The organism is Fimbriimonadales bacterium (genome assembly GCA_035559795.1).
Taxonomy (GTDB): Bacteria; Armatimonadota; Fimbriimonadia; order Fimbriimonadales; family ATM1; genus DATMAR01.
Map to the genome: position 1 here is coordinate 27,741 of DATMAR010000007.1, position 16,700 is coordinate 44,440.

A 16,700-nucleotide genomic window follows, 5' to 3' on the forward strand; every position below is an offset into this window, starting at 1 on the left:
GTACTTGCATAACTAAAATCTGTCTGCATATTGAGGAATTCTCAATCCACGCGTTCCGACGACGGGGGGCAATTCCGCTTTGATATCGGTTGCCGAAAGTCCGAAATTCGGTAGCGTCGGATTGTAATTCGCAACGTTCCACTGCGTAACTTCACCGAAAAAGTTCGCACCTGTGTTCGTTTTTCCGTAATAACTGTTCGTGATGAGGAGGTCGCCGTTTTGCAGGAATTTAGCGGCGGCGGCTTGAAGTTTCACACCACGAATGGATTCGTAAACTGAATTCGTAATCATAAACCTGACGAGCCAATTCGTTCCGGACTGCACGATTTCATATACGCCTGTCCTATCGGCAAAAGTGATGCTGAAAGTCGCAACACTGTTCTGGATTACCGGTCGAACGAAGAGAGAACTGATTCCCGTGAGGCTCTTTTTCGTTCCATCCGGAAGGATGACTTCGTTGATGACTTGGTCGAGAACTCTCTGTCCTTGGGCATTGCGAATGAAAATGAGAATGCCGCCAGGTCCACCACCGGTCTCTTGCTGAACGTTTCCGGAGGGGGGGTCCAGACCGAGACCACTGCGAGTGGGCATGACATCTCCGATTGCTGTAATGTAAATGTCGTTAATTGCATTCGTATTCGGGTCGCGCTGAATTACGTAGCGACGCGTTGCCGTATGCTGCCATTGTTTTCCGGTTACATCCGGGGGGGAATGCCAATAGAGAACTCCGATTTGCGGCTCGCCCTTCGCGTCTCGAACTAAACCTACGATTTGCAAAGTGGAATCGTCTACATCGTAGCGGTCAACGAGCTCGAGGATACGGCGATTTCCAGTATCCGCGATGAGATAATGCACCCAGTATTCGACGCCGTTGGGTGGAGGACCCGTAAAGGGAATTCCTCCATACACGTACTCACCCCAGAAAGAAACGTCGCGCGGTTGTCGCAATTCTAACGGGTCGCCCTCATTCCAACCGGGGGGGCGATACGTCAAATCTAAGAGAATGCGTTCGATAGTACGAACTTCTCCGGCGGTTTTATCTAATACGACGATTCTATCCCCACCGGTATCCACGACTACGTATTCGTTTTCTCCGCTTTTATAGACTTTCGTGGGTCTTTCTAATTTGCGTGTCTTCACTTGCACGTTCGTCGGTTGCGCTTTCGGTTCGAAACTCACATCGGAAGCCCAGTTGGCGAATCCAGCGGCATCGAGTTCTACGATGCGACCTTCGTCTGCAACTACGGTCGTCGCTCGTTTGAAGGCATAAAGGCCGATATCTGCCCATGCCGCAAGGACACCATCCCCCCCGATGCACCCGAGAGCCGATCCGACGTTTTTGCTCAGATAGGTTTGTTCTACGCGAATGACGAAATCTTGGAAGGATTGCGTTCCTTCTCCCGATGGCCATCGAACGTGTTTATTCGAATGAAAACCTATTGCGGAATTGTCTGCTATTAACCAGCGTGATTGTTTGAGACCCGGATACCCCGGAACCGTAATGATGGACTCGTCGTTCACAGGGATTACCGAATCCATTGCAAACATCGCCGGGCGTGGAAGTGGCGGAAAACGATTGTTGAAAACATCCGAAAGCACAGACCCACCCGCCAGATACAAAGTGTTTCCCATGAGCATCAAAGGCGCATCGCTCATATAACCGCCTACACCGAAATACCAAAGCAAAGGTGTCCATTTCGAACCGCTCGCATTCGGGTCGAGGAGGGTTTCGGGAACTCCGGCTCCGGAAACGACGACGGGTAAAGAAACCGAGAAACCATTTTGCATTACACCCTGCGTACTCGACATCATGTTTTTAAAGCGTATGACGCCTGTTTCTTGTTGAATATCCGCCATATTCGGCTGCAATGTGACGAATCGCTCCGGTTGAGATTTGAAAGAACTTGCAGCGATGTCGGGCTGTTTTAATTTGACTCCGGAGGGCAAAGCACTACCGAAACGGATGTCACGATGAGTAGGGTTCGCATCGAATGCGAGAATATAGGAACTTCGTGTCGTGAAAAGAGGAAATTGCTGGTCTGCAGAAACCATCACGTAGCAAGTGTCGCCATAGACGACAGGCGAACTGTGGAAATGCAAACGTCGTAGTTTCGGATATCCCATACCCATCAAGACCCACAAATCGTCACGGTCTTGAATTGCAGATGGAATGGTTATCGTTTGTGTGTTATTGAGGACTAATTTGAATTCGTCGTAGAGCGACCAACGATAGACGAGTTCGAAACTTCCACGCGTTACCTCGCGAACACAATACAAATCGCCGTTATTGAATTCGTTGCTCGTTACGACAAAAAGATTTCCACTCGGAGCGAGAGCCATCGCTTTCTGCACGTAGCGCCTTCTCGAAGTATCGTCCGGGAAGAACAGCTGTCCTCGAATGACTCCACCTACGATGTTCATAGAAGGTCCACCGATATCTACGGTGTAATCGATTCGTACTCCAATCGTATTGGGCAAAGAAGTTTTCAAGAACACTCTCAACTGTCCCGGTGCGAACTGAATGACTTGCCCTGTTAAGTAATTCGCGATTTGGGAGGGGGGCAACGGGTTTCCGTTTTGGTCGACAAGATAGATTTTCACCCCATGTGGGCTCTCGGTAAGCGGAAGATAAACATAGAGACCTTTTTGACTGACGCGCGTGATAACGTCTACATAGGTAGCGGTGCGGTTCAATGTCGGCGATTCCCCTTTAGCGCCTAACCAAATGCTCGTGATTCCCACCGATGCACCTGTGGTAGAGGAACGGTTGCTGACATAAAGCACCTTATCTTGTCCACCCGAGCCATCGTTGATGGGGATGTAACCTATGGTAGGCGCCCCCCCTGTTTCGAAAAGATTCGGGGAGCCGCTTCCCGCAATCACCCACGGTGAAGTGCTCGTCATCGGCTGCATCGTAACGGCATCTACAATCCAAACACGCCCGAAGCGCTGATTTCCTACACCCTGGTATGTATCCACCACATACACCAACCCTTCGAAATACGAAGGCGGATAGGGGGGGCGATTAGGAAGCGTGAAATCCATCACCGGAGCCGATGGGGGGGGAATCGTGCGAACTGGCGGTATGGGATTCGGACCGAGCAGGAGTCCATTCGATTTCGGAAGGGCATCGAAGCCGAGCAAGTTTCCTTGACCGTCCACGACGTACACCTGGTCTTTCGGCGCTCCTTGGGCATTGCCGACTTCTACTGCCATCGGGGTACTCAAAGGCGCATTCAAAGCAGTACTCATCCAAACCAAATCGAATTTCTGTCCTAAACTACTGTCCTGATAACCGTCGTCCGTCCATCCGTCTCCATCGAGGTCTCTCGACGGGTCTACTTTATAAGCATACAAACGATTGCCTGACGTGATAAAAAGGAGTCCCTTATAAATCACGGGGGGGACATAATTCGTGTGGTCGCCTTGGTCGTTGTTGAGATTCGGGTCGCTCCAAATTTGGAGTAGCGGCGCGCCCAAGTCGTCGAGCGTGCTGTTCGGGCGTCGGCTTCCTTTGCTCAAAGCGGGATGACCACCTGCCAAAGAAATCATGTTGAAAACGAATTTCATCTCCGCCGAGGGAATGTTGAAAAATTTGTCGCCTGCAATCGCTCCACTGTTCGGACCTAACCCGATGTCGACCCCCCCGCTCGGTTCGTTGATTGCAGAGGCAATGTCACCGCTCGTTACCACGAAATAGCCATTCCCGATTTGCGCGACGCCAATAACGATTTCATCTAAATTAGACACGATGATATTGAAGTTATCGAAATCCGGTGCAAGTGTGGCAGCGACTTGTTCGTATCCCGTCATCCCGAGTTCCGTCAAAGTCAATCGCCGCACCGTATGGTTCCAATCGAGTAACCCTAAATACAATGTCTCTGCCGCACTCAAAAAATACGGATACGACAAAATCGGATGCTGTGGCTGCAGGACGTAGGGCGTGCCCCCCCCTAAATCGAACGTGAAAGAAAGGGGAAGGCCGTTCCAGCCGTCTATCGTCGTGTTGATTGCCTTATCGAACCAAAGAATCCCCCCCTTGTCTAAGAACAATCGTAATTTCTCTCTTTCTGATGGATTCAAGTTGATCAATCCCGGTGTATGCACCAAAAGGATGTCGTATTGAGCTAGTTTTTCCGCGCTGATTTTGCTGAGTTGCACTTCCCAATAAGGAGCCATGTTCTTCGAGATGGGGTCACCTAACACGAACGGGCTTGGGGTGCCTTGCGTGAAGTTGTAAATCGCGTCCCAACGCGCTTTGATCTCCACCGTGACAGTGCCAGGGGCGAGGGGATTACGAAATTCCCATCCCGGTGGTTTGACGTCGCGTCGTCTCTCCAAATTGAAGAAAACGTACGGGTCGGAATTCGGAGGAACATTCGCCCCCCAATATCCAGATGTGCTATCCAAAAGCAAAATCCCGCAGTTCACCTGGAGAGCGTTTTTTGAATAACCGATAGCCTGCGACCAGGAGATGCCACTTCCCAGTGCAAGCAACAAGCCTAAAGCGAAAATTTTCGATAATCCGTTTTTCATGGATTGATTTCTCCGAAATAAAACAGTTTCGTTCCTACGGGAAGTTTGGGAATCGGAGGAAGAGGTCTTCCATAAGCGTCTTTTCGTATGGTGTCGTCATTAGGATTAAACGAACCACCGACCCTTCCGGAAATAAGAACCGTGTCGTAATGGATAAATAAATTCGGCACATAAGGCAACGAGGTATCCCAATTATAGGGAGCGCCTGTAGGCACATGTTCGTTCGGGATAAAGTTGCCGCTTTCCCCATATTCTTTCGGGATCCAACCCCAATGTCTGAGCCATTCCCCTTGGTCTGCTATAGGAGGCGGAAAGTTTTCGCTAATGGCTCCACGAATCGTGATTTTGATATCGAGAGGTTCTCCATAAAATGGCCATTCTGCAGTCGCGTTGAATCGCGCTAGCCGTCCGTTTGCATCGGTAAAGACCTCACGCCTATCGTTGGGGTCCCAGTTGAACCAAGGTCCGGGAATCACGAAGAAGCTTCCCTCTTGTGCATACATCACCGCTTCTATGGTTACGTCCATAGGTTGTATGGCGATGCGGCTGATGTTGTAATCGAAATTTCCGCCCAATGGTGCAATCGTGTTGTCTTTTTTGAATTGAAACTCGTTTTCCAATCCGCCGAAGAAAAACTGATAATTGCCATTACCACCCATAGCGTTTCCGCTAATCGGCCATATTCGGAAAGTTCTCTTTTCGTAATTGGGAAGGGTTTGCGTTTCTAAATCCATTCCGTATGTCGGAATCGTAGGTTGAGGCGGATTGAAATATTTCCCTGCGGCATTGGGGGGGTATGCGCTGGCAAAGAGATATTCTGGCGCAGTATTGATGAATCCTTGATTGATAAGCAAATTGAAGAATGAGCCGCTTCCTTGCGCGCCGTGGTCTGCGGCATGCGCAATGAAAATCGAAGGCACCGTCGTTTGGTTGTTATTCGTATAGGTGTAATTCGAGAAAAGTTCTGCGAATTGAACGCTGAGGTAAAGCGGATTATGCGAATCCACCGGCAAACGCCAAGGGTTTTTCTCCGGTGGGGAATCCGATTTCGCATGCAGGAACGGTCTGAACGCAGAACGTCCGAAAAATTGCGTCGTATTCAAAACGACGTTTTGACGCGCGAGGATTCCGAGCGTCGAATAGAGTTTCGAGCCTTTGACGATGCTCCCTTCTACATACGCATTTCCTAATGTCACGACGGTCAGCTGCACGGGAACAATCGAGTTCAGCGGATTGTCGTCACCGGGAATCACGCCTCGTATGCGCACATCACCTTCGAAGAAAACAACACCGTTGAATTCCGGACCTTTATTGAAGTCGCTCGGTGTCGGACTGCCGAAATTCACCACACCGGGTGTCAATTCGTTGATGATGCGAAGTTTGTTATCACTGCCGAGTCCTACTTTGAATCGTAACGAGTGTCTTCCCGAATCCGTGTTTTGATACGTTCGCCATCTATCACGGTCGGGACGATTGACGAAGCGTCGAATGATAAAACCATCCGGCAACAAAAGCATATACGCGCATTTCGGACTGTAAAACGGTCCGTCCCAATTCGAGGCAGAATGACCGTTATTAGGATTCAACCAATCATAACGTAGAGTGAAATCGCCGTCTTCGGAATCGGAACCTCTGTCGAAGAAGTTATTCACGTAAACCCCTCGTCCGTATCCTAAACTTCCAAGATTGAATTCTTGGCCGTTAGCGCCGATGGCAATCGCACCGCTATCGCGAGTCAAGAGGCGGTAGCGCAGTTGACCGGTATTCGGGTCTTCTTCGTCAACGAGGGGGGGCGGTTTTCTAGGAACGTTGCGCACATATCCTTGTTGGTCAGGGAGTTCTCTAATGTCACGCAGAACGCCGCCGAAAGTGGAAAAACTCGGACTGATACTCGGAAAGGCGAGAAAACTGTTGATGACTTCCGATCCGCCCGATTCCGAAACACGCAAAACTTCGAGGCGGCTGTTCGGAGCGAATGTCAAGTCGCCATGGATATTGATTTGATCGCCTAAATCTCGATGTAAATACGCGCGCAAATCACCGTGAATTTCCAAAGAACCGTTCACATAAATCGGGCAACCCGTCGTCAAGACCCCCCCGGAATAACCACCGGGTGCTGGAACTCCGAAGCCTCCGAAGAAAACAGGGACACTCACCGGGTCGAATCCCAATCTCGCGCCTTCGAGAGGGGGGGGACTACCGGAGGAGTTTACTGGCGTGGGGTAACCCAATTGCACCGGTTCTTGTCGCTGTTCTTTATTCGTTATATATCTTCCGGATTCGATGATGCCGATGGTTGCAACAGCGGAAAGGTGTCGCGCTTTTTGAATATCCGGATTGCGAGCCGATGTCGGGTCGTTCGGGTTGTAATTACCTGGTCGCCCTACCGACTCCACGATGGTGTAAGAGCGTAGTTTGCCTGCCTCTGTAATCAATCCCGTAAAACTGGATGCATTTCCCGAAAAGATTTGAACGTTAGTCGGTTCATAACGAACGCGAATCAGTGCGCGACCATTGCGGAAGAAAATTCTCGAAAAGCAACCCAAACCGTCCGGACCTCCGCGGTCGTTCGGGTCGGTGTTTCCCGGCACGACCTGTCTACGGAGCCAGAAATAATCGGGGTCGGGATTCGTTGCATTCGGATTTTCCGGGTCGGAGTTGGGTCCTAATCCTGGGGGGGCGTTGGGATCTATATCCGCAGCAACGGGTGTGGGGGGGAGAGGACGCCAATCCGCGCCATCTTCGGAAAATCGCAATTGATTGAACGCGTATCGAATTCCTGCTTGCGCTAAACCGTCAGCCAACGACCGTTCAGAAGCGACCAACGCAGAAACCGTGGACCCAGCGACGACTCTAAGGAATAACAGCGCAAGCACGCCCAAAGCGAACATCACCGCCAAGGCAATAATCAAAGCGGTTCCTTTCGTTCGCTTTCTTCTCGATTCGTTCATTTTCATTCTTCTTTCTTTCATCGTCACTCTTCCTATTTAGCGAATAAAATTCCTTACCGCAACGACCTCTCGAACGGTCACTGCTTGTGCGTCCGTATATCCCCCCCCTGGATAGCGGCGAACCGTCAATTCGACGACCATTTGTTGAGCCGTGCTGTAGTCCACCGTTATAGAATCTTCGGGTTTATTCATTTGGAAATCCACCGAGATGACGATGTTTCCATCCGGCAACGGGGCATTCTGGTCGGAATTGAATTCGATATATCCCTTCTTATATTGGGGAAGAATATACGTCGCCACATCGCTATTCGTGCTCGGGTCGGGCAAACCTAAAAGCGTCCAATTCGGCTCCGGTAAGTCCACGTAATTGATTCGATACTGATTGATTCCCGGTTTTTGTGTAATTGCGACTCTCGAATATCGTATCGGATTACCGTAATTCGGACCGGGTCTTTGGTCAGGAGCAATCACGATCTCACTTCCGGGGACGATATGCGCATCGAGCGTCCATCCCTTATAACTCGTTCCCAGCGGATTGAAATCGTCGGGTTGCAATCCGGTTAAGGAGCGCAAATCGATGAAGCGTCTTCCCTTCTCTTTCGCATCCTGCGAAGCCCCCCCTGTCGCGCTATTTTGCCAACCCGTGAGGTTGTTGTTCGCAACGGCTGTGCTTACCGTCGGAACGTACCCTAATGCGTCTTTAATCGGAAAACTCATCTTCACCAAACCTCTCCGATAATCCACGGAATAAAGCACTAATTCCATCGCTCCTAACGTGGAAGGTTTCGGGAAAACGTGAGGTCCGATTCTTCCGGTACCCGTTAATGTCTCGTTCAGATATTTCGTCATCTCGAAAACGAGATCGCCATCGTTAAATTCATCCACATCCTGCGTCGGATTGAATACGACCGTTTCGATTTCGAAGATCTCGAAAGGATTCACCCCCCCGCTCGGTTGACGATAGCGTGTAAGAAAATACGGGTCTATGCGAAAATCACCGCGAAATACTCGTAAGATGGAATCCTGCGACCACGCTATCATCTCTGTTTCGAAATATTCCGATGCATGCCGAGTTTTGTAATCCGTGATTTCGACACCGCTTCGAAGCACTTTATTTCCTGTTGCCGATTCGTTCGTAACCTTCATCGGCGAAAAACGAACCAACGAACGAACGCGTAAAACCTCGGTATTTGCTTGATAGGGATAGGGGTCGTAAATTCCTTCCCGTGTAGATTCATCTATCGAAGCGACCAACATATCGTCTCGGATATCGTGCGAAACTATGGTTGCGATCCGCATCCAATTCGCCAAACGAGCACGATGCGCTGCGAGGTTGTCTATCGGCTGTCTCGGGTTGTAAAGAAAGAAACCAGGGTCGTCAATGATAGGTCTGCCTTGATTGTCCACAGCGAAAAACGCGGTGTTCGGCACGTATTGACCAGCAGCAGGATCCCAAACGTACGGAGCGACCTGAGCGTGATACAACACGTAAAGATTTTCCGTGCGATTCGCTGCAGCCGTGAGAGCATCACCGAACACATTGATTTCGTGAGGATTCAAATAGTCTCGCAAAGGGTCTTTCAAACCAATCCAATAACGAGTGATTACGGTTCCAGGGGCGAGGGGAAGTACGATTTGTCCGATCGGAGCTTTGAGAGTCGGGTCTTCTTTTCCTCTTCCTGGATTGATGAGCGCACCGTTCGCTCCAACGAGACCTGGGTCTCCCTTCGCGGGTTCGATGAAATCGAGTTTTGCGCCGGAGAGATACACGCTTCCATATCCTAAAAACTGTTTCGAATTCGCATCACGAATCGGCACTTGCACTTCGATGGATGCAGAGGGTGCTGCATTATCGAAAACCGCCGCTGCAATGGTGAGTTCGTTTCGAATTTTTTCGACAATTAACCTTGCGCGGTTTTGCGCCGATGCGAAGGCTTGACCCGCCTGTGTCAAGCGCATACCTTGAATGAGAGGAATCGAAATCAACGCAAGAAGCACCGTCAAAATCGCCATGACGATGAGCAATTCGATGAGTGTAAAACCGTAATGTCGTTTCGGTTCCGTTACTCTATTCCGTTTTTCGAAAGATGACATCATTTTCATAATTTATAAAGCGTCCCTCCTCATTTATAAAGCGTCCCTCCTCGAAAGATAACTTTCTACGATTACATACCGCCATTTTTCCGTCCAACGGTCATGCAGAAACATACGTTCTTGAATGTCGTTGGCAGTGTTTCCAGGGACGTCTTCTTTGCGGTCTGTGTTCCATAACACTCTCGCACGCACCGTTGCGCCAGCGACACCACGCACGGCATAACCATAAGTTTGCCAATCGAATGTGTCCGCACTCGCATCCACATCCGTGATGTCTATATAAGGAAGGTTCGGAGTATCTTGCGGACGAGGTGCTCGAATCAAAAAATCTTGATCGCGCATCGTTTTCAAAACACCATCCGCCCAATACCAAATCTCGCGTATCGTGACTTTGCTTCCGAGTTCGCACCAAGGAAAGTAAACACGAGTGGGGAGACCTGCGAGGTTGCTGTCCCACCCCCCCACATAACATTCGCCGACTCCCAACTGGTCACCTGGCAAATAGGAACCTACGATACGAAATCTCGCTGAAGCCTTGAGTACTTGAACCGCCCAATCGTTATGAGCTTGGTATAACACGCGGAAATTTCTTCCCGCAGGATTGATTCCCGTAATGGGCGATTGAGATGTCCCGGGGGGGAGAATCGTAATGGATTGCGCCAAATCTTCTTGATTCTGCGGGGGGGGATTGAATGGACTGCCTAAAGAAATCGTTCCACGCAAATAATCAATTTTATAACTCCTGCCCTCACTCCAATTATTCGGATTCACGAACGGAAGCACGAGCCCCCCCGTTTCTAAATCGATTACGGCGACGTCCATTTGGACGAAGTTTCCTGTGCCATCCGGGAAGGGGATGCCTAAGCCGGGATAACGTCGCTGGTCGTTTTGCAGATTCCCGATGGCTTTAATGCGTTCGAGGCTCAATTTATGGAGCGGACGCTTCGTATTGTCCGCGCGGAACTCGTCGCGAATGATATGCCAATCCAAAACGTCGTAATTGACTTGCGCGACGAGCGGTCGCGTTCCTCTCGGGCGCGGTTCTCGATATCGATAAGCAATAGGGTTGAAAAGAAGCATTCCCAATTCCGCATTGAGAACTTTGTATTCGTAAGGATAAGTCGGGTCGAATACGCTCGATTCGGGAATAGGGTCGAAAAGGCGATTTGCCGTAATGGAATCTGGATCGAGTCCTCGAAATTGCCCCCCCACGCCGGCGATTGCCAACAAATCGAACGGTTTGACCGTGTTCGTAGCGGGGTCGTAATCCGCTTCTAAAGGATCGCCGAATGACGCATTTTCCGTAACGGTTACGACCTGGTCTATGACATCTACACGCTGATATCCAGTAGTCGGGTCGCTTACATAAAAACTGAAATTGATTTTATAACGCACATCCCGACCTGCAATTCCGGGAAGCCACATTTGCGGCACTTCGTTATCGTATTTGAATTGATAAAGTGCTGGGTTTTTGATAGACTGCCCCGCTTGGGTTTCCATCAACGGCTCACCGATCATATCGTTGCTGTAAACCAGCAAAAGATTCGGATCGTAATCGGGCCCATAAGCAATGGGGGCGAATTGCAAAATCCGCAAACACCCGAAATGATTCCCCACCTGTTTAGGAACGGGAATCGCGCCGCCGTCTCCGATGACTCTTCTGAATCGGTTCGCATCGTTATAGTAGCGCCAGAAGACGTCTTTATTATCCACATCGATATAACCGTCTTCGTCGATGATCCCCCCCGCACCGAGAGTGAACGGAGATACGGTCGCATCTGCAACGAGTTGCCAAACATCGTTTCCGCCAATGTTCACGACGTTGTATCGCACGGCGAGAATTTGCAATGGAAGATTTTCTGCGTTTCTCTCTAAACGGTCTATCTCCCTTCTCGCCAATGCCTGCGCTTTAGCGTAATCCCTACTCAGCGAGAGTGTAAAAAATCCTCTCGGATAGATTCGTATAAAAGTAAGAATGCCTACCGCCAAAACGACGATAACCACCAGCAACTCGATAAGAGTGAGTGCTCTCGCTCTACGATTCATGTTTCCTCTTTTTAAAAATCACTCCGCATTGTTAATTTCAAAATCACGAGACTACGGGTTTTGATTGAACCTCCACGATTTGAAATAAAGTTGCTGTGAATCCGCAGGCTTTACGGTTCCGGAAAGCAGAAGCACTAAATCTGCATTTTCTCGACGCGGCACTTTCACATTCGAATAACCGGGATAGTTCACCGTCGGGTCAATTTGATAGGGGAGACGGTACATGTTGTTCCAGGTTACGACGGTGGTTTCATCGGGTTCGTTGTATCCCAATTGGCGAGGGTTATCGTTCGGCCCCCCACCCAAAAGCAATCCCTGCTGTGTCCAAAACAGCGTGTAGCGCAGTTCGTATCGCAATGCGTTCGGAGGGATGGTTCCGCAACTTACCGGACGGTATTCCGGTGAAACATCGTACGTATCCCAAGTATAAAACTGCGCGGGGTCGTCTTGTGTATAAAGCCCTTCGGTGAGAAATGTCGGGTCTATTCCTAAATGCTTATAAAGCACCACGTCCGTAGGTCCGAAGGCTTGGTAATCGTTCGGATTTCCTGGATCGCTTTCGGGGTCTCTCTCTGGCCAACATGCGTTGGTAATCGAGAAACGGTCAGCATCGTTCATCACGCTCTTGAAAACGTCAGCATCCTTGACGCGACTTTTATATAAATAGGCACGGGCGAGCCTGTCCACAGGTAGTTGCTGGCCCTGCTTGTACTCCACAACCTGCAAAAGAAGAGGCGGATACCCCCCTTGGTCCGTTTGGTAGAGTTTCAAAGCCGAATGCAGGGTCTGCATATTCGACATATCGGCTGACCTCTTCGCCGCCGTTTTCACCCTCTGAAATACGGGGAAAAGAATCGCCGCCAAAATCGCGATAATGGCAATGACGGTCAAAAGTTCAATTAATGTAAAGCCATGTTTACGCATGTATGCCTCCGCGGGAGTACGTACTCTTTTTGTTTGACAGAGTGATTTTCCAGGTTGTTCCCTGAAGATTTCGACTTTTTGGTTTTTCTCCCTTTTAGTTTTCCCCATTTTATCCACATATGCCCTGCCCCGTTTCATTAGAACTCTTCACGAACCCCCCATAACCCAATCCCAGTATCTTCTTACGAGCCCGAGCATTTGCTCTTCGAAGAGGATTGTTAAGATTGCGCTCATAGCCAAATAGGGACCGAATGGGATGGTAGTGGGACCTGGTACCCAATCCTCGCTCTCTTCACCCTCCGCTTCTTCTTGCACTCCGAACCACCACCGGTCGAATTTTGAGAAGAAAAAGCCAATAACATCCAGCCCGAACACGTATCCGATCCCGCATTTCATAAGGCTTCCGATTGGCTCTGGGGGCTCTGGAACTTCCTCACCCTCTACCTCTACGGTTTCTTTCGGCGAAAGGAGAAGGAGCAATCCTCCGAGCAGAGCACCGAGCGCGATAGACAACCCGAATGCCAGGAATTCTGCTGGGAAGAATAAAAGAGCACCGATTCCTCGAGCCAATTTGATATCTCCGTGCCCCATAGCATCCTTTCGAAAAACTATTCTTCCGGCTAAAGCGACAACAAAAAAAATCAACCCACCGAAGAAGGCACCTACTATTGAGGAAGGCACGTTCCAACCTCCGATGAGTGTGAATGCGCTGGCCGAACCATCTAACCAAAGCCAAACGTTATAAGCGATTCCTACCAAGAGAAGAAAAACATTGAGCGAATCCGGAATGGTGAAGGTGGCAAGGTCAATGAAAAGAACGGCTATCAGAGCAGAACTTGCAAGAGCAAAGGCGACGAATCCTATGGGATCGGAAGCGGCGACCAAGTATTTCCACCAAAGCGCCCCCCAAACGATCGCTGTAATGAATTCGACGACGAAATATCTCCAAGAAATTTTCGCCTTACAATAACGACACCGCGCACGAAACACTAAGAAACTGAGTAAAGGAACCAGGTCGAGAACACCGAGAGGATGATTGCAATGAGGACAATGGCTGGAAGGTGCTATGAGAGACATCTTGCGCGGGAGACGATAAATTACGACATTGAGAAAACTCCCGATAAAGGCTCCAATAATGAATCCGACCAACGAAGTCCATTCCCAGAACATGTAAGCCGAAAGTAAGACGACACAGAGGTAACGTATGACGCTTTTTTCCTCGTATTACTCGTTCCCAAACTCTGTTTGGGAACGTTATTTCGGTTAGGAGGGGGAGTAGTCTTTTTCAAAAGAAATTTGCGTTAGTTTTTTGGACCCCCTCCTTAATGGTTCCCCCTGCTTACGCAAGGGGAACCGTTTTATGAAAATGACATCGATTTTTTTACTCGTTCCCAAACTCCGTTTGGGAACGTTATTTCGGTTCTTTCGAGCGAGCTCAGAAATGAGTATTTTGCTTTTATGTAAGATAACTAAATGCTTTATGCAGCAGATAAAAGCCTCAACTGCAGGAGCAGTTGAGGCATATGAAGTTCTTCTTGCTTATGTAAGATAACTAAAACGCTTTGTGCAGCAGACAAAGCCTCAACAGCTCCCGCTGTTGAGGCATATGAAATGGGATGGTTATTTAAAAAATAAGGACAGACAAAGCATGTCTGTCCTATCTTTGATAAACTTATCCTTTACAATAAACTTATCCTTGCAATGCGTCGCCTTGCGAAAGGTTTTGCACGGCTTGAATCAGCGGCAAAAACATCGAAATCACGATGAAGCCGACGATGAAGCCAAGAATCACAATCAGAACCGGTTCGAGAGCCGCTGTCAAACTCGCAAGGGTCGCTTCCACTTCACCCTCGTAGAAGTCCGCAATCTTTTGCAACATGTAATCCAAAGAACCGGATTCTTCTCCGACACTGATCATATGCACGACCATCGGAGGGAATTGACGGCTTCGTTCCAAAGGTTCACCGATGCGTTCACCTTCGCGGATTCTCGAGCGTGCTTCCATCACCGCATCGGAAATGATGTGATTTCCGACTACTCCTGCGGTCGTTTCCATCGCTTGAAGAATCGGAACACCAGAAGCGAGTAAGGTGCCCAAAGTTCGGCTGAATCTCGCCAAACAAATTTTGTGGTGCAGTTTTCCGAAAATAGGAACTTTGAGTTTCAATCTATCCACCACGCGACGCCCGAAATGCGTATTCACGAATGCTTTCCAAACAATCAAAAACAGAATCAAGCCGCCGATGAGGAAATACCATTTCGTCGTGATGAAGTTGCTGATATCGATGAGAAGTTTCGTTGCGGCAGGAAGTTCTTTGATTCCCAAATCGGTGAAAACTTCTACGAAACGAGGAATGATGAAGGACACCAGGAAAATCACGATACCTAGCGCGAAAAATATAACGATCGTGGGATAAGTCAATGCCGAACGAATCTTGCGGCGCAGTTCCACGTCTTTTTCCAAAAACTGACTCAGACGTTGTAATGCCTCTTCCAATACACCGCCTACTTCTCCTGCGCGAATCAAACCGATAAACAAATTACTGAAAGCTTTGGGATGACGCTGCATTGCGCGGCTCAGAGATTCCCCCCCCTCGACTCGCTCACCGACGTCGAGGATGATTTTTTTCAAACGAGGGTCTGTCGTTTGCTGAGCCAAAACGTCTAAACAGCGCACCAACGAAACGCCAGCATCTACCATCGTAGAAAACTGGCGACAAAATAGTGCGAGGTTGGTGAGTTTTACTCTTCCAAAACTTTTCGGACGTGAGCGTCTTCCTTTCAGCAACTGGACTTCGAGGATTTGCATGTCCTGTTCGCTAAAACGTTTGCGAAGGACTTCCTCGCTGTCTGCTTCAGTTGTTCCCTTATGGATTGCTCCTGATGCATCTCGATAGGTGTATGCATAAACCGGCATAGTTTTGTCTCCTTAATAAAGGGTTATCGTAACCTTCCTGGGGTTTGACCAGCGCCGACCGTGACGGTTTGAGGCGTTTGCACCATCTTCTTGAATTCGTCTGGGTTGATGGCACGACTGATTGCGTCCTCGTAGGTGATAAAGCCTTTGAGGTACAGGTCGCGCAAGTTTTGGTCCATGCTTTGCATACCTACAGCAGCGCTCGTCTGTATCATTGACGGAATTTGGTGAGTTTTGTTCTCACGAATCAAGTTTCGGATAGCAGGAGTACAAATCATGACCTCCACAGCAGGGATTCGCCCCGGAGAGCCCGCACGTGGTAGAAGTTGTTGAGAAATTACGGCTTGAAGGTTGTTCGCCAACTGGATTCTAATTTGTTCCTGCTGGCCAGGAGGGAAGACGTCAATAATACGGTCAATAGATTCTGCCGAGTTGTTCGTGTGCAAAGTTGCAAAGACGAGGTGTCCCGTTTCTGCGGCAGTAATCGCTAAGGCTATCGTTTCGACGTCGCGCATTTCACCAACGAGAATCACGTCTGGGTCTTCACGAAGGCACGCTCTTAACGCTCCAGCGAATGACTTCGTATCTTGTCCGAGTTCTCGCTGATTGATTACGGAAAGGTTATGAGTGTGCAGATATTCGATAGGGTCCTCGATAGTGATGATATGAACGGCTTTACTTCGATTGATTTGGTTAACCATCGCAGCGAGCGTGGTCGATTTACCATGTCCAGTCGGACCTGTACAGAGTATGAGACCTCTCGGTTTTTTGCATAGTTCCTCGAGGATGGGTGGCAAGTTCAATTCACGAATCGTAGGAATTCGGTTCGGAATCAATCGAAAAGCACCGGCAATCGCCCCTTTGTCCTTGTAATAGTTCACACGAAATCGAGCGCGCTTCGGTAAGGAATAAGAAAAGTCCAACTCTAAAGTGGTTTCGAAACGCTCGATCTTGTCATCTGACAAAATCGCATAAAGCATTCGATGGGTATCCGCGGGAGATAATTTTTCGTAATTCAAACGAATTAGTTGTCCATCCACACGAATAATCGGCTCAGAGTCCGGACAGACGTGAAGGTCGGAAGCATTTTTTTCTACTGTAATGTTGAGGAGTTCATCGATATGGAGATCGTCTACGGGTTTCGGACGACCGACTCGTTCCTCTTCTTCGATGACATGCTCGACAAGACCTGGTAATTCGTAACCTAATTCTATGTTAGACATTCGTATTTC

The 16,700-nt window shown here is 49.1% G+C and carries 8 protein-coding genes; all 8 read right to left on the reverse strand.

Annotation, left to right across the window (positions count from 1 at the left end; all coding sequences use genetic code 11):
- Positions 1-12: 12 nt before the first annotated feature.
- Complete coding sequence (locus VNK96_04420; protein HWP30959.1) at positions 13-4,536, reverse strand: hypothetical protein; 4,524 nt, start codon at positions 4,534-4,536, stop codon at positions 13-15.
- A complete protein-coding gene (locus VNK96_04425; GenBank protein HWP30960.1) occupies positions 4,533-7,508 on the reverse strand; it encodes a hypothetical protein in 2,976 nt (991 codons plus the stop codon). The genes VNK96_04420 and VNK96_04425 overlap by 4 nt, the downstream gene beginning before the upstream one ends.
- Before the next feature lie 15 nt (positions 7,509-7,523).
- A complete protein-coding gene (locus VNK96_04430) occupies positions 7,524-9,590 on the reverse strand; it encodes a prepilin-type N-terminal cleavage/methylation domain-containing protein (GenBank protein ID HWP30961.1) in 2,067 nt (688 codons plus the stop codon).
- Between the two features lie 24 nt (positions 9,591-9,614).
- A complete protein-coding gene (locus VNK96_04435) occupies positions 9,615-11,627 on the reverse strand; it encodes a prepilin-type N-terminal cleavage/methylation domain-containing protein (protein ID HWP30962.1) in 2,013 nt (670 codons plus the stop codon).
- A gap of 51 nt (positions 11,628-11,678) precedes the next feature.
- Positions 11,679-12,551 (reverse strand): type II secretion system protein, encoded by an 873-nt coding sequence (locus VNK96_04440; GenBank protein ID HWP30963.1) that lies wholly within the window; start codon positions 12,549-12,551, stop codon positions 11,679-11,681.
- A 147-nt stretch (positions 12,552-12,698) separates the two neighbouring features.
- Positions 12,699-13,721, reverse strand: a complete 1,023-nt coding sequence (locus tag VNK96_04445) for a prepilin peptidase (GenBank protein ID HWP30964.1) — start codon at positions 13,719-13,721, stop codon at positions 12,699-12,701.
- Positions 13,722-14,241: 520 nt separating this feature from the next.
- The gene (locus tag VNK96_04450) at positions 14,242-15,468 is read right to left on the reverse strand and encodes a type II secretion system F family protein (protein ID HWP30965.1); all 1,227 of its coding nucleotides are present in this window, start codon (positions 15,466-15,468) and stop codon (positions 14,242-14,244) included.
- Positions 15,469-15,491: 23 nt separating this feature from the next.
- Entirely contained in the window at positions 15,492-16,691 is a 1,200-nt protein-coding gene (locus VNK96_04455; protein ID HWP30966.1) for a type IV pilus twitching motility protein PilT, read from the reverse strand.
- Positions 16,692-16,700: the final 9 nt, after the last annotated feature.